This window comes from Pseudoalteromonas sp. Of11M-6, assembly GCF_022347905.1.
Classification (GTDB): domain Bacteria; phylum Pseudomonadota; class Gammaproteobacteria; order Enterobacterales; family Alteromonadaceae; genus Pseudoalteromonas.
In genome coordinates, this window is record NZ_JAKRFW010000068.1 from 1 (window position 1) to 22,240 (window position 22,240).

Sequence of the window (22,240 nt, forward strand, 5' to 3'; positions counted from 1 at the left end):
TGCCGCCTAGTAATCTAGGCAAAAGTTGAGCAACAATGAACAAAGCGCACTCAGATGAACCCAAAGGGCAGCGCTTGATTAGCATTTCTACTGTGTTATAGCCAGACTTACATAGAATGACTATGCTACGCTGGCTCTGCCTTGTATAAATACCAATCAAACTGCTGCAAAAACAAACTTGAAAGATCAACAGGCCCTAGTCTAAGTAACTTAAGCTCGGATCAGTCGTTATGGCTGCGCTACATTGGTGATAAATTGCTGATGTAGTGCGCTGAGATTCGCCAATATTGCGCCTTTACCTTTGATATCGCTGCGTTTCAGCACGGCATCAATCGCATCAACGGACTGCAACGTGGCAAGTTTTGATGCCGTTAGCTGGTGGCTAATATGCCAAGGCTCCGCAGCAACTCCCCCTCGATAGCAATCATAAGGCCGGTAGAAACCAAAAGTTGCTAAATGCGCATCAAGCCACAGTGAAAATTCGTGCTGATGTCCATCTTGCTGGTATTCCCATGGTTCTAGTTGTAGTGATTGTCCTGTCGGTACAAGGTTTTTGGCGAACACATCCAGATCAGTACCCAAATGGTGGCGGCTAGCACTAGGTAGGGCGGAGAACAACATAATTGCTTTTACTTTGTCGATGTCTGAGAGGTTGCTCAGTTCTACCTCTTGGTTAGAGATATCAAAAACAGGACGGCGCATCGCAAACTTGCTATTCCAAATCGCTTTTTGCCTTTCAAACCCTCGATATGCGGACGCCATGTAGAATTCAAAACCTGCCTTTTTTGCAGCTTGTGAGAGGGCGTTGAGATCGGAAACGATTGCGCTATGCACATGGCGGCCATGGTAAAAAACCAGATGTGATTCATTAACGCCACAAGCGCTGCATTCAGCGCTTGTAAGCATATAGCGGCTAGGCAAGTAACTTCTCCAAGATCTTTTCATAGACTAAGGCCAATTGATCTAAGTCTTTGCAACTCACGCATTCATCGACTTGATGGATTGTGGCATTAATTGGACCAAGCTCAATTACTTTACATCCCGTTTGGGCAATAAATCGGCCATCAGATGTGCCACCTGACGTTTCCGGTGTGGTTTGCATTCCCGTCACTTCTTTGATGGCTGCAATCGTCACATCGAGCAATGGGCCTGGCTCTGTTAAAAACGGTAGCCCATTCAGTATCCAATTAAGCTCATAATCAAGTTGATGCTTGTCTAAAATTGCAATAACACGTTGTTTGAGCTCATCGGCTGTAACTTCAGTGCTAAAGCGAAAGTTAAACTGTACTTGCAAAGAGCCCGGTATCACATTGCCAGCTCCAGTTCCGCCATTGATATTGGAAACTTGGAAGCTTGTTGCGGGGAAAAATGCATTCCCTTGATCCCACTCGGTTTGACTGAGTTCAGCAATCGCCGCCGCAGACAAGTGAATGGGGTTTTTAGCGAGATGAGGGTAGGCTACGTGACCTTGTTTTCCAATCACTTTTAGGTGTCCGGTGAGTGAACCGCGACGACCATTTTTTACTACGTCGCCAAGCTCATGACGTGATGAAGGTTCACCAACCAAGCACATATCAATTTTTTCGTTTCGGGCTTCTAATAAATCTACAACTCGAGTTGTGCCGTTCACGAAAGGACCTTCCTCATCAGAGGTTATCAAAAAAGACAATGACCCTTTGTGGTTGGGGTGTTTTTCGATAAACCTTTCCGTTGCCACGACCATAGCTGCAAGTGAGCCTTTCATGTCAGCAGCTCCGCGGCCATGTAACATGTCATTTTCAATCACTGCAGCAAATGGCAGGTGCTGCCATTGACTCTCGTCACCAACCGGTACTACATCTGTGTGTCCAGCAAAGCAAAAATGTGGTCCGCTGTCGCCTTTTCGTGCCCACGTGTTGAGCGTATCAACAAAGAAGTGTTCTTCGATGGTAAAGCCAAGCTTTGCCAAGCGTTCATTTATTAATTGTTGGCAACCAGCATCATCAGGTGTAATAGAAGCCCTTTGGATCAGAGCTTGAGCGAGCTTAACTACTTCGCTCATTAGGCAAAAATCTCATCATACTGTGCAGCTTTAAAACCCAAGTGATATTGACCTTGGTACTGCAAAATAGGACGTTTTATCATGGCTGGTGTCGCCAAAAGGTGTTGTTTCGCTGACTGCGCATCGAGATTTTGTTTTTGTTCTTCACTAAGAGCTCGGTATGTGGTCCCGCGTTTGTTTAACACGTTTTCCCAGCCAAGTTGGTCAATAAAAGCGGTGAGTAGAGCTTCGTCTAATCCATCTTTGCGGTAGTCGTGAAAGGTGAATTCGATATTGTTGTCTTGAAGATATTTTTTGGCTTTTTTAATGGTATCGCAGTTGCTGATCCCATACATTGTGATTGTCATAAAGCACACGCCCTTGCAATTGTGATTATCGGCTCTTTGGCCGCAGATACTTGTTTTAAAGGATAATAACACGCACCAAGCTTTTGTGCATTGAGTAGCACAATGGCGGCCATGGTTTTTGCTTCACTGAGTGGAATATCAAAAAAGCATAGCGGCTCTCCAAGCTTTACCGTGGTTTTGCCAAAGCTGTTTGCTTTGAGATATTCGGGTTTGGCAAACTCATTGCCGATTTCTAAGCTCAGTAACATTTTTAAGCCGTTATTGGCGTGTAAAATGTATTCGCAGTTATTTTTTCTGATCTGGATTAGTTTTCCGTTACAAGGAGATAGCAGCAAAGGCACGCGCATTTGTACACAAACACCAATCCCTAACATACCTGACGCAATCGCCGCGTTTGGGTGCGCACTTAGCGGTAAGACTTTACCAGAAAAGGGACTTGGAATATGGGCAATAGGGTTTGCGATTTGGGATATTGGCCGATATTGGATTGGTGGTGAGAGTTCAATCAAAGTAATAAATATCCATCTTTTTTAAGTGCTTGCATCGCTTGCTGGATTTGGCTTTCTTTTACCAGAATGTAATCAGTATCGTACGTTGATAACGTAAAAATAGAGACGTTGGACTTTGCTAGCACACCAGAAATATTGGCCATAATTCCCGTAAGCGAAAACCCCAGCGGGCCCACGACTTCCAATGCTCTCCAATGACTTTCAGCCGCGAGGCTACTGACTGCGATATCTGACGCGCAAACGATAGAGAGTTCATCCTCAGTTTTGGCAATAAAAAAGATTTTACTGTTTAACACTGCTTGTGGAACAGCGTCATCGCAATCCAAGCTATGTATCGTAAATTCTTGTTTGAGCAATTGCAGCGTTTGCTTTGACATTACCAACCCTTGTTTTTGGAAAAATACCAATTGGTATAATTCATAGTATAGCGAAGTCAATTTAAAGACCAGAGCGTTCGCCTGAATTCTAGGCAAAAGAAAGGATTAGTGAGATGAAAAAGAAAAGGGCTCATGCATTGAGCCCTTGGTATAAAGATTATTCTTCGATTTGTGTTGCCTGAATAGCAGTCAAGGCAATGGTGTATACTATGTCATCAACCAAAGCCCCGCGGCTTAGGTCGTTAACAGGCTTACGCATACCTTGTAACATAGGTCCGATGCTAACAAGTTCAGCACTTCGCTGCACCGCCTTGTATGTGGTGTTACCTGTATTTAAATCTGGGAAGACAAATACCGTTGCTTTACCAGCGACTTTGCTGTTTGGCGCTTTTTTACGTGCGACATTTTCCATAATGGCGGCATCATATTGCAGCGGCCCGTCAATATCGAGATCAGGGCGTTTCTTTTGTGCGATCTCGGTGGCTTCACGCACTTTTTCTACATCTGCACCTTGTCCAGATGTTCCTGTGCTGTAGCTGATCATGGCAACGCGAGGTTCAATGCCGAATGCTGCAGCGGAATCTGCAGATTGAATTGCGATATCTGCTAACTGTTCTGCCGTTGGATCTGGGTTAATTGCACAGTCACCGTATACTAGCACTTGGTCCGGTAGCAACATGAAAAATACTGAGCTTACCAACGACGCGCCTGGTGCCGTTTTGATTAACTGCAGGGGTGGGCGAATAGTATTGGCGGTGGTATTTACCGCACCAGATACTAAGCCATCAACTTGGCCTTCGGCTAACATCATGGTGCCGAGCACGACGTTATCTTGCAGTTGCTCTGCCGCAACGACCTCGGTTAGGCCTTTGTTTTTACGTAGCTCAACCATAGGCGCAATGTACTTTTGCAGCTCTTCTTCAGGAGATAAGATAGTCACGTTTTCATTAAGCTCAACACCTTGTTGCTGTGCGATACGTTCAATCTCTTCTCTATCTCCAAGCAGTACGGTTTTAGCGATATTTCGCGCACCACAGATAGCAGCCGCTTTAATTGTTCTCGGCTCATTACCTTCAGGCAGCACAATGGTTTTGCTCGCACGCCTAGCTAAATCAGTCAGCAGGTAACGAAACGCAGGAGGGGAGAGTTTGCGGGTTTTTGCGACCCCTTTGGCCAAACTTTCCAGCCACTCGCTATCGATGTGACGGGCGTTGTGCTGCTTTACGCGCTCGATGCGCTGCTCGTCATCGCTGGGTACTTCCATATTGAAATTGTGTAATAGCAAAGAAGTGCGCCAAGTATCAGCCTCAGTAGCAAGGATAGGTAGACCTGTATCCATCGCTTGCTCACATAAGGTCATGATCTTCTCTTCTGGTTTGAATCCACCAGTTAACAAGATAGCGCCAATCTTGGTGCCATTCATGGCCGATAAACACGCAGCGACTAAGATATCTGAACGATCGCCAGGAGTAACTAACAGGGCACCTGGCGTAAAGTGGTTAAGAATGTTCGATACCGTTCTTGCACAAAAAGTCACACGGCGCAGACGACGGTGCTCCATATCACCCGCATTGATGATTTCGGCTTTTAAATAATTGCTTAAGTCGATAACTCGCGGCGCTACTAAGTCAAAGTCCCATGGTATGGCACCTAAAAGTTGAAATGGGTGTTTTCTGAAAATAGGCAGCGATGCTAAACGATTCATTTCGTTTTCAAGCTCTTCTGGTTTGTATTGATCAACCAGATCGGCGCGCGCTCTGCCATCTTCATCCAGCGGTGCATTCACTTTATTGAAAATACAACCCAATACGCGAGGGTGGTTTACACCGCCATAATTACCAGCGGCAATCTCTAAACGGTCTTCAAGCTCATCGATAGAGTCATTACCCGGCGTTAAGACAAACACGATATCTGCACCTAGTGTTTGCGCAATCTCGCGGTTTACACGGCCAGCGTAAGGTTGACGACGGGTAGGAACCATTCCTTCAATGATGGCAACTTCATCGTCTTGTACTGTGCCTTCAAAGCGCTCCACAATTTCTTCTAACAAATCATCGCCTTTACCATCACCTATCATTTGCTCAGCGTAGCTCAGCTCAAACGGCGTGGGTGGGGCAATGGTAGAACCTTGCTGAACGATGAGTGTTGACTTCTCGGGGCCGACTTCATCTTTACGAGGTTGAGCGATCGGCTTAAAGAAGTTTACTTTTACCGCTTTTTGTTCCAGAGCTCGGACTATTCCTACAGACACCGACGTCAAACCAACGCCCGTTGAAATAGGAATAAGCATAATACGACGACCCATCATTACACTCCTTCAGCAAGCGTAGCTGCGTCGTTGGCAATCACCCACTCTTCGTTGGTTGGGATGACTATAGCGACAGGAGAGTGAGACTCATCAGTGATCACACCTTGATTACCAAAGCGTGCGTTAAGGTTACGCGCTTTATTGATATGCATGCCAAGGAAGTTAAGCTGGTTTACTACTTTTTCACGGATAACATCAGAGTTTTCGCCAATTCCACCGGTAAATACAAGTGCATCTAAACCGTTTAGTGGTACCAAGAAGCTAGCAATTTGTTTGGCTAAACGATAACAGAAAATATCAAGCGCCAGTGTTGCTTGAGGGTGGCTTTCCTGCGCTGCTTCTTCAATCGTTCGGCAATCGTTAGAAAGCTCACTAATACCTAGAAGGCCACTTTGTTTATTCAACAAGGTGTCAATTTGCTGTGTTGAATAGTTCAGGTGGTTAACTAAAAACGAGAACAAGCCCGGATCAATATCACCACTTCGGGTGCCCATCACTAAACCCTCTAATGGAGTTAAGCCCATGCTGGTGTCCACCGATTTACCGTCTTTAATCGCGGTAACGGAACAACCATTGCCTAAGTGTGCGGTAATAATACGCGATGGTTTACCTTTTAGGCCTAAAATCTCGATTGCCTGCGCCGATACATAAGCATGGCTGGTACCGTGGAAACCGTAACGTCTAACACCATGCTCACGATATAGCGAATAAGGTAGGGCATAAAGGTACGCTGTTTGATCCATACTTTGATGGAAAGCCGTATCAAAGACAGCAATTTGCGGTAAATGTGCAAATGCGGCTTGAGCTGCGCGGATCCCAAGTAGGTTAGCTGGATTATGTAAAGGCGCCAGACTAGCCGTTTCTTGGATAGCTGTGAGAACGGAGTCATCGATAATGACAGATTGTGTAAAGCGCTCACCGCCGTGTACAACGCGGTGGCCGACAGCGACAAGATTTGCGTCTAACGCGAGATCTTTGATGAGTTTTACAAGCGTTGTGATCGCAACTTGGTGCGCATCACCACTATTGAGGGGCACGATTTCCTTGTTGCCTTGGAACTTATATTTAATTTGTGGTGATTGTTCAGCTAGGCGTTCAGCCAGACCTGATAATATCTCCTCTCCCGTTGCGTTATCGATGATTGCAAACTTAAGACTGGAGCTTCCACAATTAAGAACCAAAACATGCTGAGATGACATAATGACTTTCCGTTTTGACAATAACAGTTATTGCGTATTAAGCTTAAAGCTATAGCGCATATAAGCTACGCATTTAGACTAAGGTATAGTTGACAGTAAAGACGTCGATTTTACCTCATTTTTTATATAAAAGTTAGCACCTAGGAGTTATGATGCAAAAAAGTCTTATTTCGCAAGTGCAACTTGGACGTCAATACTCGAAAGAGTGGCCTATGCGCAAGGAATTAGCACCGTTGTTCCCCGAATTTAGGGTGATCAAGGCGACAGAACTTGCTTTAAATACAATGCCTATGCTGGCGGTGTTTACTCTGTTTTTGCAGACCAGCCAATTGGGTTTTCAATATCTGCCGCAAGCCATTGCGATTGCTTTATTCTTTTTATCGCTTCCTGTCCAAGGGTTATTATGGCTTGGTAAAAGAGCTGAAACGCCGTTAAATCCGGCTTTGTATTCTTGGTATACAGAACTGCATCAAAAGATGGTTGCCAATGGCTACGATGCACCCCTGTCCTCAAGAAAGCCTAGATATAGAGACTTAGCGCGATTGCTAAAAGATATGTTCGATAAAATGGACAAAGCGTTTACGCAAGAAAATCTGTAGTTTCTGTTTTCCTGCCTACCAAGCAAGTAGGCAGCGATTTGCTCATAATGGGTGATCTGATGTTGGGTTACATGCGCTGATATTGGTTTATCAAAAACGAGAGCGTGATTTCGATATGGTCCATCTTTTGTAATCTGTCCATGTGTTGTTGCTTAAATTTCCATGCAAATGGCGTCATCATGATTAAGTGTTCAACACATTCAAACTCCATTCTGTGGGTTTGTTGTAATCTAGTCCGTTCAACCAATTCAAACCCTTGTGGTGTTTCTGGTGCCTTGTGTAGCTTTACATTGTCATAAATCAGAGACTTGAGTTCGAATAGATGGTGCTCGCCGGGTGAGACGACATACAAACTGCCTGATGGTTTGCATAGACGGGCGAGTTCTTCGGCGAACACTGGCGCAAAAATGCTCACAATCACATCTGCAAATTCATTTTCAAAAGGAGCCTCTTTGATGGAGGCTACGCTAAATTCTACTTGAGGATAGCGTTTAGCGGCATAGCGGACAGCAGGTTTTGCGATATCGACCCCGTAGACTTTGGCATTCTCGCAGCGATTTGCGATTTCATGGGTGTAAAAGCCTTCACCACACCCTAAGTCCAGCAGGGTAGCCGGCGCTTTTTCAGAGACGATTTGTGCAAGCCTATCACGTAGAAAATGATAATGATCGGTTTCGAAGAATGCCCGACGCGCCGCAACCATTTCTTGGTTGTCGCCCGGCTGTTTTGATTTTTTATTTTGCACGGGTAGTAAGTTGACATAGCCTTCTTTGGCAATATCAAAGTGATGATTATTATTGCAGCTGTAGCTTGCACCACCTTGATATAAAGGCAGTTTACACAGTGGACAGCGGTAGTGGGAGATCATTTGTCTAAGTATTCCCTATCAAAAAAAGTTTTTACCCAATGTGGGCGATATGTAATGAGTAAGGTGATGGCCATGCCGTTTAACATGGCTTCAGGGAACCACATTATGACGGCAAAATGGAGATAATTGTCTGCCAACTGATACCAAGTATAGGCATCGATTGCATAATAATAGAATGCACTTAGAAGTATCTTTAAACAGCCCACTGTACCTGCGAAAATAAATGCACAAACAAAAATATAAACGAAAAAGTGCCGCGGTAAATGATGATAGCAAAGGGCAAAAAGTCCATAACTTAAGTAGACAGGTATCAGTGCAGTAAACAGCCAAAAATTACCAAACTCCACCAAGGTAAAAGCACTAAAGTAACTATGGACGAGGCAGGCCAAAGTTGCACTCAACGCACCCAGTCGCCAACCTAAAATTAACGTTACTGCTGTTATTCCAAGAATATGAATGTTCAGCTCAGGTAAAATGCCTGCTTTTATTTGCCACAGTAACGTGAGGACAACCGAACAACTTAATACGCCGGTTTGTCTGGCTGGTACTTGTAGTAATTGCTGGTATTCTTTGCGATGAAAACTGAGTAAAAATAACCCAAGGGCAGCGATAAACGTCACGTTTCTATCCAGTTTTTAAATTTGGTGATTTTGCTCTATGCCGAGCACTGTATTTACAGTCTCGGCAGAAAAAGCAGATGATTAAATGTCGAAAGTTGCCCAAATTGGTGCGTGATCAGAGGGCTTATCAATTCCTCTCAATTCGTAATCTATGTCACTTTCAATACATTTCGCAGTTAATGGAGCGGTTGCTAAAACCACATCTATGCGCAGACCTCGGTTATCATCAAACCCTTTTGAGCGGTAGTCAAACCACGAATACTTTTCGGTTGCATCAGGTGTCAGCACTCTAAATGTATCTTTAAAGCCCCAATCTAGCAGTGTTTTTAACCACTCGCGCTCTTCTGGTTGGAACGAGCACTTACCCGTCTTTAACCAACGCTTGCGGTTTTGCTCACCAATACCAATATCCGCATCCAATGGAGAAATATTAATATCGCCCATGACTACAAGGTTAGATTGAGGATCGGCAAAATCATTTAAGTGGGTCATGAGATCTGCATAAAATTGTCTTTTATACGGAAATTTTGTTTCATGGCTGATGTTATCACCTTGAGGGAAGTAACCATTCATAACGGTAACTTCGTTACCTGAATCACTTTCAAACGTACCGCTGATCATGCGACGTTGTGATTCATCAGTATCCGTAGCGAAGCCTTTTTGGATAGCTTTTGCAGGTTTCTTGGAGAGTAGTGCCACACCGTAATGCGCCTTTTGACCATGGAAGTAAACATGGTAGCCAAGTGCTTCTACATCGTCGATAGGAAAAGCTTCGTCATGGACTTTAATTTCTTGCAGTCCAATGACATCAGGTTGGTGTTTTTCAATCAATGCCTGTAATTGATGTAGTCTAGCTCTGAGGCCGTTTATATTAAACGAAACAATTTTCATAGCGCTCTCTTTAGATTCTTGCTGTTATTTGGCAAAGTTTATCACTTAAAAACGAGAGGGTCAGCGCTTGGGTGAAATTACTTATATAGTCAGCTGACAAGCATGTTGGCAGTTGTTAAATTTTGCACAAGTTTAGCGAGAGGATAACGAGGATTTTAGCTTAGTGTAAATAGATCATTAAATAACCAAAATTGCATGATTTAGCTGTTTACTTATTCGTCGTTGTAATTATAATCCGCGCCGAATCGTTCAATTGGGGTATATTATGCTTAAATCTCTCTCTTTCTTTGGTCTTGTTTCTTTGGTTTCTACAACAGCTTTCGCTTCACAGGTTGAGTTCACTCAAGCTGACGCATCACCAGCGACAAAAGTATGTGCTGTTGCAGCAGAGCAAGGTTTCAGTGCAGCACGTAAAGAAGCTGCATCACTAGGCCTATTTATTTCTCGCTTCTCACCAAGCATCCACTGTAATGGTGAAGATATTCGTGAGTTTGCAAAAGCAGCGAAGCGCTCGCAAAAGCAAGAAAAGAAAGTGGAGCTAATTGCTGAAAAGTCAGATACAGCAACTGAGTTATGCTTAGATGCAGTACGTCACGGCGTTAATCACCTACGTTTGAATAACCAACAGGTTCGCAACTTACGTTGTAACGATATGCCTGTTAAGCAATTTGTAAGAGAATTCAGAAACGCAGCAATTTAATCAAGTTGATGTGAATAGAAGGGGCGTTAAGCCCCTTTTTTATTGGTTGTTATTTAGTTTTGCATCACGGTATTTGATGTAACAAACTAAAGCTGCCAAGCCCGCAACAGGGACCGTAATCATACTTACCCAACCACCTGTGTATAAAATTGCTAGTGGCATACCAAAATCATAGCCGGCGACAATACAATCTGAGCTAGCACTTTCTGCAACATGGCAGTGAAGAATTTCAGCGATAAGCTCCGCAAGAAGTAAACCAAGCAAAGGTGTAAAGGCTATTAAGCAAAGACCTATCGTTAATAGCTTCAATCTTTGTCGTGACATGAACATTTCCTTATTAGTCATTTCAGGTGATTGTGCCCCCGATAGATTAACCTAGGCTGATAATACCGATTTCACTTAGTCATGCTCAATGCCTATATGGATGTAGTGATCTCGCTTGCAAAACAGCATACCAGCCAAAAATTATTATTTTAACGTAATGATGGTGGTGGAGTTGTACAGTCAGGAGAAAACCAAAAGTCGTCTGAGGCTGAAGTCCATTCGTCACCACATACACCTAGTTGCTCACCTTCAACATCGGCACAGGCATCGTGATTCAAGCAATCTTGGGTATATTGACCATCACCAAACATTGGACAACCCGCACCACATCTAGCTGCACAAAAGCCATGACCACCGACGATATAATTTCTTGTCTTTACAGACGAGTTGGTAATATCCCAAACAGCAGTCTTTGATTTACCCATATACGCACAGAGATCAGTCCAATCTTGTGCACTGATTTTGCTCTCTATTTGCTGATCAATTGCTTCACCTAATGGATAGGTAGATAAAAATTCGAAGAATTTTAAGAGTGCAAGTTTCGACTCCTTATCTAGAGTTGATTGGCTTTTCATAATCAAACCACTATTAAGCTCTACGTCGTGTAGCATATTCTTTATGTCGGCACGAATTGCTGGGGTATTAATAAGAGGTTTATTATTGATATCAGTACCAGTTATCTTAACTTGTTTTTTAACTTGATTGAGTAACAAAGCATAGTGATTGCCCTGATATGTGATAGATGCGGAAATAGTATCAAGCAAGTCATTGGATACTGAAAACTCGATTGGAGAATACATGCCTTTCTGATCAAACGACTCTGTTTTAACGTTATGTTGAGCCTGGATAACTCCTTTAATCCCGTTTTCAGTGAGATAAATTGTAGTATTATCATTCATAGCAAAGGTAAAACTAGAGAACAAAAATGCTGCCATAATGACAGTTGAAAACAGATATTTCATATTAAATCCTTTTTTAAATTAATAATCGTAATATTTAAGCAGGAGAACCTTTAGTTAACCTGGTTTACAATTTTGTTTCAATTTGGATATTTGTCAAGTCTGAGCTATAAATAGTTTTGTTCTTTTTTATCTAATAATGAGTTGTTTGCTTTAATTAGATTCTTAAAATAGTATCAGTTAATTACCTTTACTTATTTAGCTTAATAAAACTATCTCCCAGTTTTTTCCTTACAATCCTTTGCTATAATCTGCACAATTTTGGTAATAGACACTGATCTCCAATGACATTTAGCGAGTTACAACTTCACCCTGAACTACTAAGCGCAATTACTGAGCTTGGGTTTGCGTCACCCACACCAATTCAAGAAAAGAGTATTCCACTTCTGCTCAGTGGTTGTGATTTAATTGCAAGTGCCCAAACTGGAACCGGTAAGACTGCCGCCTTTATGCTGCCGATTTTGCATTTCATGCTGATAGGCGGCGTGCAAGATGAGAAAACGGTTAGGGCGCTGGTACTTACCCCAACTCGTGAGTTGGCGCAGCAGGTTGCTGAGCATACTGAAAAGTTAGTGGGTAGCACCGGCCTAAATGTCGTGTGCTTATATGGCGGTGCAAATATTGGCCCGCAAGAAAAGCGCTTAAGAGCGGGTGTAGACGTAGTAGTTGCGACACCTGGGCGTTTACTTGACCACCTGATCAAAGGCACATTAACACTCAAAAATATTCAACACTTGGTCTTCGATGAAGCAGATCGCATGTTAGATATGGGGTTTATGGGGGAAATTAAGCGGATCATGCGCACTATGCCGCTTAAGCGTCAAACGTTGCTATTTTCAGCTACGGTTGACGATGCTGTGTTATCCCAAGTAAAGCCTTGGTTGAACGACCCTAAGCGAGTAGGTGTTGAATCCCAGAACAGCACCGCAAGTACAGTTACGCAAACGTTCTATTCGGTAGACGAAGACCGCAAACGTGAATTGATCTCCCACTTGATTGGCAAAAATAATTGGCATCAGGTACTGGTGTTTACTCGCACAAAAAATAGTGCTGATAGCTACGCAAAAGAATTGAATAAGGATGGCCTTAAAACCGCAGCGATCCACGGTGATAAGTCTCAAGGCGCGCGTGACAAAGCGCTATCTCAATTCAAATCAGGTGAAATTCGCGTCTTGATCGCAACGGATGTAGCTGCCCGTGGCATTGACATTGACTCGCTAAACTATGTCTTCAATGCTGAGTTACCCTATGTTGCTGAAGACTATGTGCACCGTATCGGCCGTAGTGGTCGTGCTGGACAAAACGGCCAAGCTATTTCGCTTGTGAGTATTGATGAGCAGTGGCTACTGGAAGAAATAGAAATTTTCCTAGATGAGCGGTTTGCGCCGCAATGGCTGCCAGGCTATGAACCTGATTTGACCAAAGAGCCTAAAGACACTCGCCGTAATTCTGGTAAGTCTAAGAAGCAAAGAGACAAAAAGCGTATTCTAGGAGCAAGAACCAAGCGTAGAAGGAAGTAATGGGTTAGCGCGACCTTGGTTTATGATGTTAAAGCAACGCACTCTAAAGCAATCGGCTAAACCAGGGTGAGAGCAAAAGCCTATGTTTGGACTCACTTTTATCCAAACATAGGCTTAATTCGTCAGTCTAACTCCTGACGAGAAAATAAAAACTAAGTTACCTTTATTTTCTATAGAAATACTTAAGAAAACCTTATGCTTTACTCTTTTAATCGATAAATTTGCTCCTGATAGGCCAAATTACTAAATAATACATGAGATAGTGCTTTTTCTTTCAAATCAATGGTGTGCGTTGTATTCACCAGTGGTGTTTGCATCTTAGTCGCCGTGTCATATTGCCAATAACTCACTTTGTTGCCTGGCATCAAAATGGCGGCTTTGTCATCTTCAATGTAGGCAAAATTATCGTAATATTGCATCATCGCTCTTTGCACTGGATATTGTTTGGTTAAGTCAAAACCAAGCATAGGCGTTGGGCGTTCAACCCCTATTAAAGAAAGCAAAGTGACAGGTAAATCAATTTGACTGACCAACCTTTTATCTTGTTTCTGATTAAAGCCTGAATTCAAAATAACGGCTGGAATATGAAAAGACTTAATAGGGACGGGCTCGGATCCATACACCCTGACATCATGATCTGCAACGACTAAAAAGATAGTATCTTGCCAATATCGGCTTTGCTTGGCCTTATCAATAAACTTTCCGAGTGCATAGTCGGCGTACTTGATAGCGAGATCTCGCGCAGGTTTATCACTTTTATGATTTGTTGGTAACATTACTTTTCCGTCAGGAATTTCAAACGGGTCGTGATTGCTAGATGTAAAGATCAAACTAAAAAATGGCTTTTCTTCTTCGCTCAGCTGAGTTAGTTCTTTATCCGCTTGATTAAACAGATCTTCATCGCTGGCGCCCCAAGACGCAACAAATTCCGGGTTTTCAATATCATCAAAGTCAACGATACGTTGAAAGCCATTTCCTAAGAAGAAGCTTTTCATGTTATCGAAGTGGCTTTCGCCACCGTAAATAAACTGTGTCGTATAGTTTTCTTTGGCTAAAATATCCGCCAACGTACAAAACTGTTGCTGAGACTTTGAAAGCTTAACGATGGAGCGTGACGGTGAGGGTACAAAGCCGGTGATCACGGCTTCAATTCCGCGAACTGATCGGGTGCCCGTTGCGTAGAGGTTTTCCAGCCCCCAGCCTTCTTGATACAGTTTATCTAACTCTGGGGTTAGATTTGCTCCCCCTAGCGAGCTTACAAAACGCGCGCCTAAGCTTTCTTCCAAGATAATCACTAAATTTTTCTTTTTACCCTGATGGTATGCAGGATTAGTGGCTAAGGTAGGAAGTGTATTTGAGATAAAACCTTGTCTGTAACTTGCTCTTCTTACTGTATTAAAAACCTTTTCTTTGGATAGCGAACCATAAAGCGCACTGGCACTTTTTTCGCTGCCCATATTTTTTGCTGCGAACGCAACACTATAGGCTGAGTTGATGGTCAGCGAATTAACCAATGCATCTTGTGAAAAGTAGACGGTAGCAGGGTTAAGCGGTCTATGACCCAGAGTGCCTCTTGCTAACAGCGCTAAACAGATAAGACTACAAAAAGTAGAAATAGCCATATTCCGCTTTGATGGCACTTCGTTGCCAATGCGAGGAAAATATCTCAAGGTGGTTATTAAAGCCAAAGTACATAAAAGTAGGGTGAATATCACTGTGCCCAAGTGACCACTCAACAACATTGAAATGACTTCTGTGGGGTAAATCAGATATTCAATAAATAAACGGTTTGGTCTGATGTCGTATTGCAAAATAAATGCAGGAGTTGCAGCTTCGAGTAGTAGGACAAATACAATACCCAACGCAATATACCCCGTTACTAGCGCAGTAAGTAAAGGCTTCAGTGGCTTGGGCATAAAATAGTGCGTGACCATTAACAATAAGAGTGGTATCGCGAGATATGCGATAGTACTCAAATCAACTCGCAGGCCTGATATCACAAAGGTCAAAGGATCAGAGCCAGTCATTCTCTCTAACATCCAAGTTGATAGTCCTAAACGGCTAAGCGTCAAAATCATCAACAAGGAAAGGAAAAACACCATGAAAGGTTTTGCATAAGGAGTTGAAAAGTGTACTTTGTTCATAGAATGTTAGGAATAGTTGCATTTATCACAAGACTATCCGGCGAAACTTAAGAAAAGCTTAGGAAATCCTTCGGAATTGATGAAAGTTGAAGTTCTCTTTAGCGAATCTTAAGTTTGAGCAACTAAGCTATGTGACATTAAGCACTAGCCAAAGGTTTATTTATGAATGTGTTACTTTTCTGATTGAAGATTCTGAGTCCTTGCGTCGCAGCTTAACCTTAGGGCTCTCTAAACTGGGCTTTACGGTAGATGATACGGCGGACGGCTCTAGCGGTTTGAGTATGGCGCTGATGGATCACTATGATGTAATTATTTTAGATATCATGTTGCCCAGTTTGGATAGCATAAGTGTGCTTAAAGCGCTAAGGCAACAGAAGAACGACACTCGAGAAGTGCGAATGATTGCTTTGGTTAGGGTTGCCTATTGCTGAAGCCATTGATGCGGAACTCACTGTTGCGTTGGAAGGGAGCACCATCACCTTTACATTGCTCCTTTGAAGCGCTATTTAAAAGTGAGTTTCCATTGATAAACCAAGTTCCCTGCTGTCCACTTCAGGTTACTTACAGCTCCCCAGTAAATAAGCGTCGATGCGTTTTTCGCGCATACTCATCAGACATGCCACCAAGATAGTCCGCTAACACGCGCATTTGCTGCGTTTCATCGGTTGCTTGCTGGTACAGTGTTTGGGTTGTATACGGCAATAATCGCATGGGATCACTGGCAAAAACTTCAAATAAATCAATAAGCAGGTTTTGACCACTAAACTCAATTTGCTGCATTTTAGGTTCACGAATTAATCTTCGATATACGAACACTTTTAATACTTGCAGGATTTCCTGAAATTCGGGTGCCATCTCAACGGTAAAATGAAGTAGGGCGGAGTCAAAATCTGAGTCTTGACCGGTGAGTTTACAGTGCACAATAAACAGGTTCACGAGCTCACCTATGGTATCTTTACGATTAGATTCATCTTCTGAAAATAAACTCTCGCTCACGCGTTGTAAGTTGTGCTTTAACCAAGGTGAGTCTAACTTTTGTAGTTCAGGTAGAGCGAAATCATGCCATGCTGCCTCGTTAAGGGTCTCGGTTGCAATCGCATCTTCTAAATCATGAACTGCATAGGCGATATCATCGGCATATTCCATAATGGCGCAATCTAACGATTTAAACTTAGTCTTGCGACGGAAGGTGTCTTTAACCTCGGTTTCTTGCAGCTTTATTCGGTCGTTTTGAGAAAATGGCGAGAGGATCCAATCAAATACCGATTGGTCGCATTGATAAATACCTTTTGCTGGCAGCCAATCACTAGATAAAATGTATTTTCGACTTTGTGTTTGCGTTGGTTGGTGATACCAAAGTGTGTCGATTAATGCAGGATATTTAATAAAACCTAGTAAGGTACGGCGTGTTAAGTTCATGCCATAACCTTTAGTGTATGGTTCCAATTTGGTGACGATGCGCAAGGTTTGAGCGTTTCCTTCAAACCCTCCATGATCACGCATAAGGTAATTAAGCGCTATTTCTCCTCCATGGCCAAAGGGCGGGTGGCCGATATCATGCGCTAGACATAAAGTTTCAATAAGACTAGTCGAAGGAAAGTGTTCAAACTCAGGGTGTTGTTTTCTTAAATGGCGCAGTAGACCGCTGCCTATTTGCGATACTTCCAAAGAGTGAGTTAGGCGAGTCCGATAAAAGTCGTTAACGCCGATTGCCATAATTTGGGTTTTGGCTTGCAAGCGTCTAAAAGCCGCGGCATGTATGATCCTAGAACGGTCTATTTGCCATGCTGAACGATTGTCGTTAGGGCGGTTTTTTTGCTGCGATAGCAGACGCTGCTGCCAAGCGTTAGACGTCATACTTCTGTTCCTTTTTCTTTATATCTTAAACTCGTCTAAACTATGTACGATAACTGAACGAAAATTCGCGTTTAATTGCGGCTTTTGATATTATCAGCCGCTATTTTTGAATACTGTTATTTTGGCGTAATTTATCAACGCTCTATCAAACTATAGTAACAGAATAATTCTGTTACAGAGTGGGCTTGATAAAAGTTCTTAGAGACTTAAGGAAAGAGACTCCGTTTCCAGAACACCGCCGCTGCGAGGAGAAGTATGCAAGCTAAACTGATTAAACTCTTTGTTGCCCTAGTGACTATTTGGGCACTCTTATTCCCTTTTATCCAAGATAAAAGTCCGCAAGACACCGTATTAGATCAAGAGGATACGGGGGCGGAGGTTGTACCTAAGGTGCCCGAAAAGCCACTCCATAGCGTAAAACTACCTAATTTTGCAGCCATTCGTGATATCAAGGAGAAGAAAACGGCATTTTTCGACTTTATTAAACCGCACGTAGAAGCCGAAAATAAACAGATCTTAGAGCAGCGGGCAACACTTGAAATCGCCCTAATGATGCTGCAATTTGATGAAACCCTGACACGCAAACAAATAGAAAAGGTTGCATTGATTTTCACAAAGTATGATTTAAAAGGTGAAGCCATCAATGAATCTTCGCTTAAACGTGCTTTACGCCGCGTGGATATTATTCCTAAAGAGCTGGCGTTGATGCAGGCCGCTAATGAATCTGCTTGGGGTACGTCACGATTTGCGCGAATTGGGTTAAACTTTTTTGGTCAATGGTGTTACACCAAAGGCTGCGGTATGGTGCCGAAACGGCGAGAAGATGCGGCCGATCACGAAGTAAGAGCCTTTCAGTCGGTAAGAGCCGCGGTCAAATCGTACTTTAGGAATATCAATACTAATGATGCATACAAAGACTTGCGCGCGGTACGAGCAGAGCTGCGAGCTCAAAAAGCACCGATTGACGCTACAGTATTAACAAGTGGCCTTTTGAGTTATTCAGAGCGTGGTGAAGACTACGTAAATGAACTTAACGATATGATAAGGCATAACCGAGCGTATTTTGATGAAGAATAAGATTGTACTTGTCCTGATAATGACACTTTGGAGTGTGATAGCGTCCGCTAAAACGGTCACCTTTGCATACGACAGCTTTTACGACAGACTGAAAGTGGTAAATAAAGGCGAGTTTGAGTTTGCACGTGTGGGATTTTACCTTGTCGATACACTTAGCATGCAGGCGTGTAAAATCACGGCGGGTAATATTGTGACCGAGGAAGCGAGCTTTCCATTGTCGTATACCGATGAAGCGCAATTATTGCTACCATTTGACAAAGAATTGGACAAAGACAAAGCTAAAGTGGTAATTGAAACGAAGGGCGAAAGCTCGGACTGCCAGCTAAAAATGCAGATTGAGGCCGAGTTATTTAATACGAGATCTCTAAGCAAGTCTGATCTGTATAAAATGCAACAGGAGTTTGAAGAGTTGCTGGCTGATCTATCAGGCTTCTTTATTAAAAACCTGTTGTCATTTTTGCTGCCTGAGCAACAGGGAGTCATCGTGACCTTTGGCAGAAGTCAAAACGTCACAGATGCTACAGTGAAGTGTGAGTCGCAAGTCTGTCGAATCAGTGTCCCGAAGACGTGGTCAAACGACAATACTCACTTTGCCGACTCTGCAAATGTGAAGTCAGTGCAACCTTGGTTGGCATTATAGTTAAGTAGTTACAACACGATCATTGACGTCTTTAAACTTTAGGCTAAGAAACCGCTCTTAATTCAGTAAAGATTTTAGGCGTCTTATCAACTTTTTGAAGCTGTTTGTAAAACGCTTCTCCTCCCTCTAATCCCAATTTAAACAATAATTCATACTGATAAATAACGATATTCTTTCGTCGCGAATTTCTGCTATTAGACCCCCAAAATGGAAACTTAATGTTAAATAAATGCATTGTTAAAGTTGCTTTGGTATGCTAATAATGGCTGGATTATTAAAAAAACTACAGTGTAATTATTAACTTAAGGGGAAACAGGATGACCTATAAATTACCACTCAGTGCGCTCTCAATTGCCGTATTAATCGGCATGAATCAACAAGTTAAGGCCGAAGAGACGACGCAAGTTGAACGTATTGAAGTGACAGGCTCTCACATTAAAAGAACAGACTTAGAAGGTCCGTCACCAATTCAAAGCTTGTCAGCTGCTGACCTAGCTTCAACGGGATCTACCGACCTTATTGGGGCGTTACAAAAGCTGCCTGTGTCGGGTACTGGTACTTTTAGTACACAAGGTAACTCCAGCGATGACACCGCAAATGGCGGTTCAAGTGTTGCATTAAGGGGATTAGGAGCATCATCTACGCTTGTTCTTATTAATGGTCGTCGTGTTGCCGTGAGCCCGTTTGCAAAAGATATAGAAACATCATTTGTGGACTTAAATACCATTCCTGTTTCATCAGTTAAACGTATTGATATTTTAAAAGACGGTGCTTCTGCAACTTATGGTTCTGATGCGGTCGCAGGGGTTATTAATATTATTTTACGTGACGATATAGACGGTTTCGAGGTCGCCGGTAAATTATCTAACACCGCCGATGGTGGGGCTGAAGAACAGAACTTTACTCTTCTTTGGGGATCGTCAACGCAAAATGGCCATCATAATTTCTCACTCGATTATTTCAAACGCGGTCACCTAACTTATGCCGATCGTGACTACACAGCTTCTGCTGATCAACGTTTTCGCGGTGGTAACAATTCATTAAGCTCTGCAGGTATTCCCGGCAGCGTTGAGGTGATGAGAAGCATGCTAACAGACGAACAGTGGGCAGGATTACCAGTCGTTCGTGTTGAAGATGATGGCACTCAGGTAAGGCAGACTATCTTTACGGACGTATGGGGGAATGACAAATGCGACCCTGCTTTAGATATTGGTGATATCTGTCGCTACGATTATGCACCGTACATGACTGCTATTCCGTCGACGGAACGTATTAGCTTTAACTACAATGGCGTACAAGAAATCATCGATGGTATTGAAGGTTTTGCCGAAATCTCGGCGCAGCACTCTTCAACTTTCATTCAAGGTGCAGGTAGCCCGAGCTTTACAGAACTATTTATGGATGGTGATAACCCAAACCACCCATTATTTAACGATCCAGACCACTTCTTACATGGTGTAGATATTTCAATGCGTCGTCGAACGGTTGATATCGGCAACCGTAAAAAAGATGTCGATTCAGAATACTATCGTGCTGTCCTTGGAGCACGTGGTGAGTGGAACGCGTGGTCTTGGGAAGTTGCGTACTCTGCTATTCGTTCAAGTGCAGTTGAAAAAGGCTTTGATGGTTTCCCTAACAAGCTAAGAGCGCAGCAAGCGATTGATGAAGGTTTATGGAACCCATTTGAACCAAGCACTAATACAGAAGCCGGTTTGGCGTTTTTTGAAACTACCACTACGCGTTATGGTGCATCAACCATGCAGTCACTAGATGGTACTATCTCGGGGGAATTATTTGAATTGGAAGCCGGCTACGTTGCCGCAGCGTTTGGTTTTGAACATCGCTACGAGAAAATTGAAGATAACCCGGATAGTCAATACATCAGAGGCGAAATCTTTGGTACAGAAGCAACGCAAGCTAACGGAGATCGCGATAATACTGCGATATTCGCAGAATTTAGCGTACCAGTGCTAGATACACTAGAGCTACAATTAGCTTTGCGTTATGAAGACTATAGCGACTTTGGAACTACAACAGATCCAAAAGTAGCATTCCGTTGGTCACCGCTTGATAGTTTAGTGGTTCGTGGTTCTTGGGGGACAGCATTCAGAGCGCCTTCTCTTGTTCAGCTACATCTTGGTAGAACAGACGAATCACCAAGCGTGATAGACCGTGAACGTTGTCGCCAAACGGGTGCTGATGATGATTGTAGCCCGTATGAATACACTGCGATTGTGTCCGGTAACAAAAACCTACAACCAGAAGAGTCAGAAAACTACAATTTAGGTGTAGTGTGGCAAGCAACTGATGATTTTAGTATCGGTGTAGATTACTGGAATTATGATCAGGAAGATCTCATCAAGAAAATTGGAGCACAGAAGCTAGTTGATTGTTGTGGTACCGATCCTAATCTGGTAGTTCGTGCGCCTAATCAAGGTAGCACACTTGGTCGTATTCTCACCATTAACGACACCTTTGTTAACATTGGTGGTCGTGAAACAGACGGTTTCGATGTTAACTTAGCCTATGCATTAACTACTCGTGAAATGGGTGAGTTTAAGTTCAATTACAACTTAACTTACGCGCTTAACTTTGAAGAACAGTCGTTTGAAAGTGACGAACAAGGTAACACATTCAATGTTGCTGAAGATCTCAATGGAGAGTATCAGCATCCGCAGTTCCGCTGGACAGCGGGTATGGACTGGGCTAAAAACGATTGGCTTGCAAATATCAGCGTAAACTATGTTGATTCTTATAAAGATCTTGCTGACAGTGATGGCAATAAATATGAGATTGATTCATGGACTACTGTAGATACAAGTGTCAGTTATATTGGCGTAGAAAAGCTGACAGTAACTCTAGGTGCATCTAACTTGTTCAATGAAGAAGCGCCGCTTGCTCCTTCAGAGTCAATGGGAATTGACAATAAAACGCACAGTATCCTTGGTCGTCAAGCATATGTGAAGTTTGCATACCAATTCTAATACGTTAACGTTTATTAAGATGACAGCCGCGCTTTATAGCGCGGTTTTTTCTTATACCAATTCGCTTAATTAAGTGGTCTATTTTGAGGCGAGGAAATTTTGTCAATAACCCCGCTACCGCGTCCTGCTATCGCCAAGGTACCTACATCCGTGTAGGCAAGGCGGAAATTTTGCTATTTAACCTGAGGTTTGGATAAGGAATGTTCCAACTCATTGTTGCTAAAGCACAACTTAGTTTTCTCCTTATCTAGCCAGAGAGTTTTAGGGAAAACAAGG

At 43.0% G+C, this 22,240-nt stretch carries 20 protein-coding genes and 1 pseudogene; 7 read left to right on the forward strand and 14 right to left on the reverse strand.

From position 1 onward, the window contains the following. Window positions 1-228: 228 nt before the first annotated feature. From MHN32_RS21565 to MHN32_RS21595, 7 genes are all read right to left on the reverse strand, one after another. Window positions 229-921 carry a M15 family metallopeptidase gene (locus MHN32_RS21565; protein ID WP_102056990.1) on the reverse strand — a complete coding sequence of 231 codons (693 nt, stop codon included), beginning with the start codon at window positions 919-921 and terminating at the stop codon, window positions 229-231. Further along, window positions 914-2,041, reverse strand: a complete 1,128-nt coding sequence (gene dapE / locus MHN32_RS21570) for a succinyl-diaminopimelate desuccinylase (RefSeq protein ID WP_239422768.1) — start codon at window positions 2,039-2,041, stop codon at window positions 914-916. The genes MHN32_RS21565 and dapE overlap by 8 nt, the downstream gene beginning before the upstream one ends. Beyond that, on the reverse strand, window positions 2,041-2,388 hold the full coding sequence (locus MHN32_RS21575; protein ID WP_010605050.1) for an ArsC family reductase: 348 nt from the start codon (window positions 2,386-2,388) through the stop codon (window positions 2,041-2,043). The genes dapE and MHN32_RS21575 overlap by 1 nt, the downstream gene beginning before the upstream one ends. Continuing rightward, window positions 2,385-2,897: a PTS glucose transporter subunit IIA gene (locus tag MHN32_RS21580; RefSeq protein ID WP_010605049.1), complete on the reverse strand. Its 513-nt coding sequence runs from the start codon at window positions 2,895-2,897 to the stop codon at window positions 2,385-2,387. The genes MHN32_RS21575 and MHN32_RS21580 overlap by 4 nt, the downstream gene beginning before the upstream one ends. After that, entirely contained in the window at window positions 2,894-3,274 is a 381-nt protein-coding gene (locus MHN32_RS21585; protein ID WP_010373910.1) for an ACT domain-containing protein, read from the reverse strand. The genes MHN32_RS21580 and MHN32_RS21585 overlap by 4 nt, the downstream gene beginning before the upstream one ends. A gap of 157 nt (window positions 3,275-3,431) precedes the next feature. Then, window positions 3,432-5,579 carry a phosphate acetyltransferase gene (pta, locus tag MHN32_RS21590; RefSeq protein WP_026001076.1) on the reverse strand — a complete coding sequence of 716 codons (2,148 nt, stop codon included), beginning with the start codon at window positions 5,577-5,579 and terminating at the stop codon, window positions 3,432-3,434. Between the two features lie 2 nt (window positions 5,580-5,581). Beyond that, window positions 5,582-6,781, reverse strand: coding sequence for an acetate kinase (locus MHN32_RS21595; RefSeq protein ID WP_239422769.1), 1,200 nt, complete (start codon window positions 6,779-6,781; stop codon window positions 5,582-5,584). A 152-nt stretch (window positions 6,782-6,933) separates the two neighbouring features. On the opposite strand from MHN32_RS21595, the gene yfbV reads away from it, so the two are divergent. Continuing rightward, window positions 6,934-7,380 (forward strand): terminus macrodomain insulation protein YfbV, encoded by a 447-nt coding sequence (gene yfbV / locus MHN32_RS21600; protein WP_010605045.1) that lies wholly within the window; start codon window positions 6,934-6,936, stop codon window positions 7,378-7,380. Window positions 7,381-7,447: 67 nt separating this feature from the next. Here the strand turns inward: yfbV and rlmA are convergent, their stop codons facing one another. The 3 genes from rlmA to xthA form a co-directional block, all read right to left on the reverse strand. After that, complete coding sequence (gene rlmA, locus MHN32_RS21605) at window positions 7,448-8,248, reverse strand: 23S rRNA (guanine(745)-N(1))-methyltransferase (protein ID WP_239422770.1); 801 nt, start codon at window positions 8,246-8,248, stop codon at window positions 7,448-7,450. Then, complete coding sequence (locus MHN32_RS21610) at window positions 8,245-8,868, reverse strand: energy-coupling factor ABC transporter permease (RefSeq protein ID WP_130164286.1); 624 nt, start codon at window positions 8,866-8,868, stop codon at window positions 8,245-8,247. The genes rlmA and MHN32_RS21610 overlap by 4 nt, the downstream gene beginning before the upstream one ends. A gap of 81 nt (window positions 8,869-8,949) precedes the next feature. Next, the gene (xthA, locus tag MHN32_RS21615; RefSeq protein WP_010605042.1) at window positions 8,950-9,759 is read right to left on the reverse strand and encodes an exodeoxyribonuclease III; all 810 of its coding nucleotides are present in this window, start codon (window positions 9,757-9,759) and stop codon (window positions 8,950-8,952) included. A 265-nt stretch (window positions 9,760-10,024) separates the two neighbouring features. Here xthA and MHN32_RS21620 point away from each other — a divergent pair, with 265 nt between their 5' ends. Further along, on the forward strand, window positions 10,025-10,459 hold the full coding sequence (locus MHN32_RS21620; protein ID WP_010605041.1) for a hypothetical protein: 435 nt from the start codon (window positions 10,025-10,027) through the stop codon (window positions 10,457-10,459). Between the two features lie 39 nt (window positions 10,460-10,498). On the opposite strand, the gene MHN32_RS21625 is transcribed toward MHN32_RS21620, so the two are convergent. Together MHN32_RS21625 and MHN32_RS21630 are read right to left on the reverse strand one after the other, a co-directional pair. Next, window positions 10,499-10,783, reverse strand: coding sequence for a hypothetical protein (locus MHN32_RS21625; protein ID WP_010605040.1), 285 nt, complete (start codon window positions 10,781-10,783; stop codon window positions 10,499-10,501). A gap of 149 nt (window positions 10,784-10,932) precedes the next feature. Further along, window positions 10,933-11,745: a hypothetical protein gene (locus MHN32_RS21630; protein WP_239422771.1), complete on the reverse strand. Its 813-nt coding sequence runs from the start codon at window positions 11,743-11,745 to the stop codon at window positions 10,933-10,935. Window positions 11,746-12,026: 281 nt separating this feature from the next. On the opposite strand from MHN32_RS21630, the gene MHN32_RS21635 reads away from it, so the two are divergent. Further along, a complete protein-coding gene (locus tag MHN32_RS21635) occupies window positions 12,027-13,262 on the forward strand; it encodes a DEAD/DEAH box helicase (RefSeq protein ID WP_239422772.1) in 1,236 nt (411 codons plus the stop codon). Between the two features lie 200 nt (window positions 13,263-13,462). Here MHN32_RS21635 and MHN32_RS21640 read toward each other — a convergent pair whose 3' ends face one another. Beyond that, entirely contained in the window at window positions 13,463-15,406 is a 1,944-nt protein-coding gene (locus tag MHN32_RS21640; protein ID WP_239422773.1) for an LTA synthase family protein, read from the reverse strand. Window positions 15,407-15,585: 179 nt separating this feature from the next. Here MHN32_RS21640 and MHN32_RS21645 point away from each other — a divergent pair. Beyond that, window positions 15,586-15,777: pseudogene (locus tag MHN32_RS21645) on the forward strand (response regulator); the annotation flags it as partial. A 190-nt stretch (window positions 15,778-15,967) separates the two neighbouring features. On the opposite strand, the gene MHN32_RS21650 reads toward MHN32_RS21645, so the two are convergent. After that, window positions 15,968-17,263: an anti-phage deoxyguanosine triphosphatase gene (locus MHN32_RS21650; RefSeq protein WP_239422774.1), complete on the reverse strand. Its 1,296-nt coding sequence runs from the start codon at window positions 17,261-17,263 to the stop codon at window positions 15,968-15,970. Window positions 17,264-17,518: 255 nt separating this feature from the next. Between MHN32_RS21650 and MHN32_RS21655 the strand changes: the two genes are divergently transcribed. From MHN32_RS21655 to MHN32_RS21665, 3 genes are all read left to right on the forward strand, one after another. After that, window positions 17,519-18,340: a glucosaminidase domain-containing protein gene (locus tag MHN32_RS21655; RefSeq protein WP_010605030.1), complete on the forward strand. Its 822-nt coding sequence runs from the start codon at window positions 17,519-17,521 to the stop codon at window positions 18,338-18,340. Next, complete coding sequence (locus MHN32_RS21660; protein ID WP_239422775.1) at window positions 18,330-18,980, forward strand: DUF2987 domain-containing protein; 651 nt, start codon at window positions 18,330-18,332, stop codon at window positions 18,978-18,980. The genes MHN32_RS21655 and MHN32_RS21660 overlap by 11 nt, the downstream gene beginning before the upstream one ends. A gap of 317 nt (window positions 18,981-19,297) precedes the next feature. Then, the gene (locus MHN32_RS21665) at window positions 19,298-21,964 is read left to right on the forward strand and encodes a TonB-dependent receptor (RefSeq protein WP_174168721.1); all 2,667 of its coding nucleotides are present in this window, start codon (window positions 19,298-19,300) and stop codon (window positions 21,962-21,964) included. The last annotated feature ends 276 nt before the right edge of the window (window positions 21,965-22,240 follow it).

Coding starts and splice junctions, on each gene's coding strand:
- dapE (WP_239422768.1), bottom strand. CDS start 2,041: ATGAGCGAAGTAGTTAAGCTCGCTCAAGCTCTGATCCAAAGGGCTTCT.
- MHN32_RS21575 (WP_010605050.1), bottom strand. CDS start 2,388: ATGACAATCACAATGTATGGGATCAGCAACTGCGATACCATTAAAAAA.
- MHN32_RS21585 (WP_010373910.1), bottom strand. CDS start 3,274: ATGTCAAAGCAAACGCTGCAATTGCTCAAACAAGAATTTACGATACAT.
- pta (WP_026001076.1), bottom strand. CDS start 5,579: ATGGGTCGTCGTATTATGCTTATTCCTATTTCAACGGGCGTTGGTTTG.
- MHN32_RS21595 (WP_239422769.1), bottom strand. CDS start 6,781: ATGTCATCTCAGCATGTTTTGGTTCTTAATTGTGGAAGCTCCAGTCTT.
- yfbV (WP_010605045.1), top strand. CDS start 6,934: ATGCAAAAAAGTCTTATTTCGCAAGTGCAACTTGGACGTCAATACTCG.
- rlmA (WP_239422770.1), bottom strand. CDS start 8,248: ATGATCTCCCACTACCGCTGTCCACTGTGTAAACTGCCTTTATATCAA.
- xthA (WP_010605042.1), bottom strand. CDS start 9,759: ATGAAAATTGTTTCGTTTAATATAAACGGCCTCAGAGCTAGACTACAT.
- MHN32_RS21620 (WP_010605041.1), top strand. CDS start 10,025: ATGCTTAAATCTCTCTCTTTCTTTGGTCTTGTTTCTTTGGTTTCTACA.
- MHN32_RS21625 (WP_010605040.1), bottom strand. CDS start 10,783: ATGTCACGACAAAGATTGAAGCTATTAACGATAGGTCTTTGCTTAATA.
- MHN32_RS21630 (WP_239422771.1), bottom strand. CDS start 11,745: ATGAAATATCTGTTTTCAACTGTCATTATGGCAGCATTTTTGTTCTCT.
- MHN32_RS21635 (WP_239422772.1), top strand. CDS start 12,027: ATGACATTTAGCGAGTTACAACTTCACCCTGAACTACTAAGCGCAATT.
- MHN32_RS21640 (WP_239422773.1), bottom strand. CDS start 15,406: ATGAACAAAGTACACTTTTCAACTCCTTATGCAAAACCTTTCATGGTG.
- MHN32_RS21650 (WP_239422774.1), bottom strand. CDS start 17,263: ATGACGTCTAACGCTTGGCAGCAGCGTCTGCTATCGCAGCAAAAAAAC.
- MHN32_RS21655 (WP_010605030.1), top strand. CDS start 17,519: ATGCAAGCTAAACTGATTAAACTCTTTGTTGCCCTAGTGACTATTTGG.
- MHN32_RS21660 (WP_239422775.1), top strand. CDS start 18,330: ATGAAGAATAAGATTGTACTTGTCCTGATAATGACACTTTGGAGTGTG.
- MHN32_RS21665 (WP_174168721.1), top strand. CDS start 19,298: ATGACCTATAAATTACCACTCAGTGCGCTCTCAATTGCCGTATTAATC.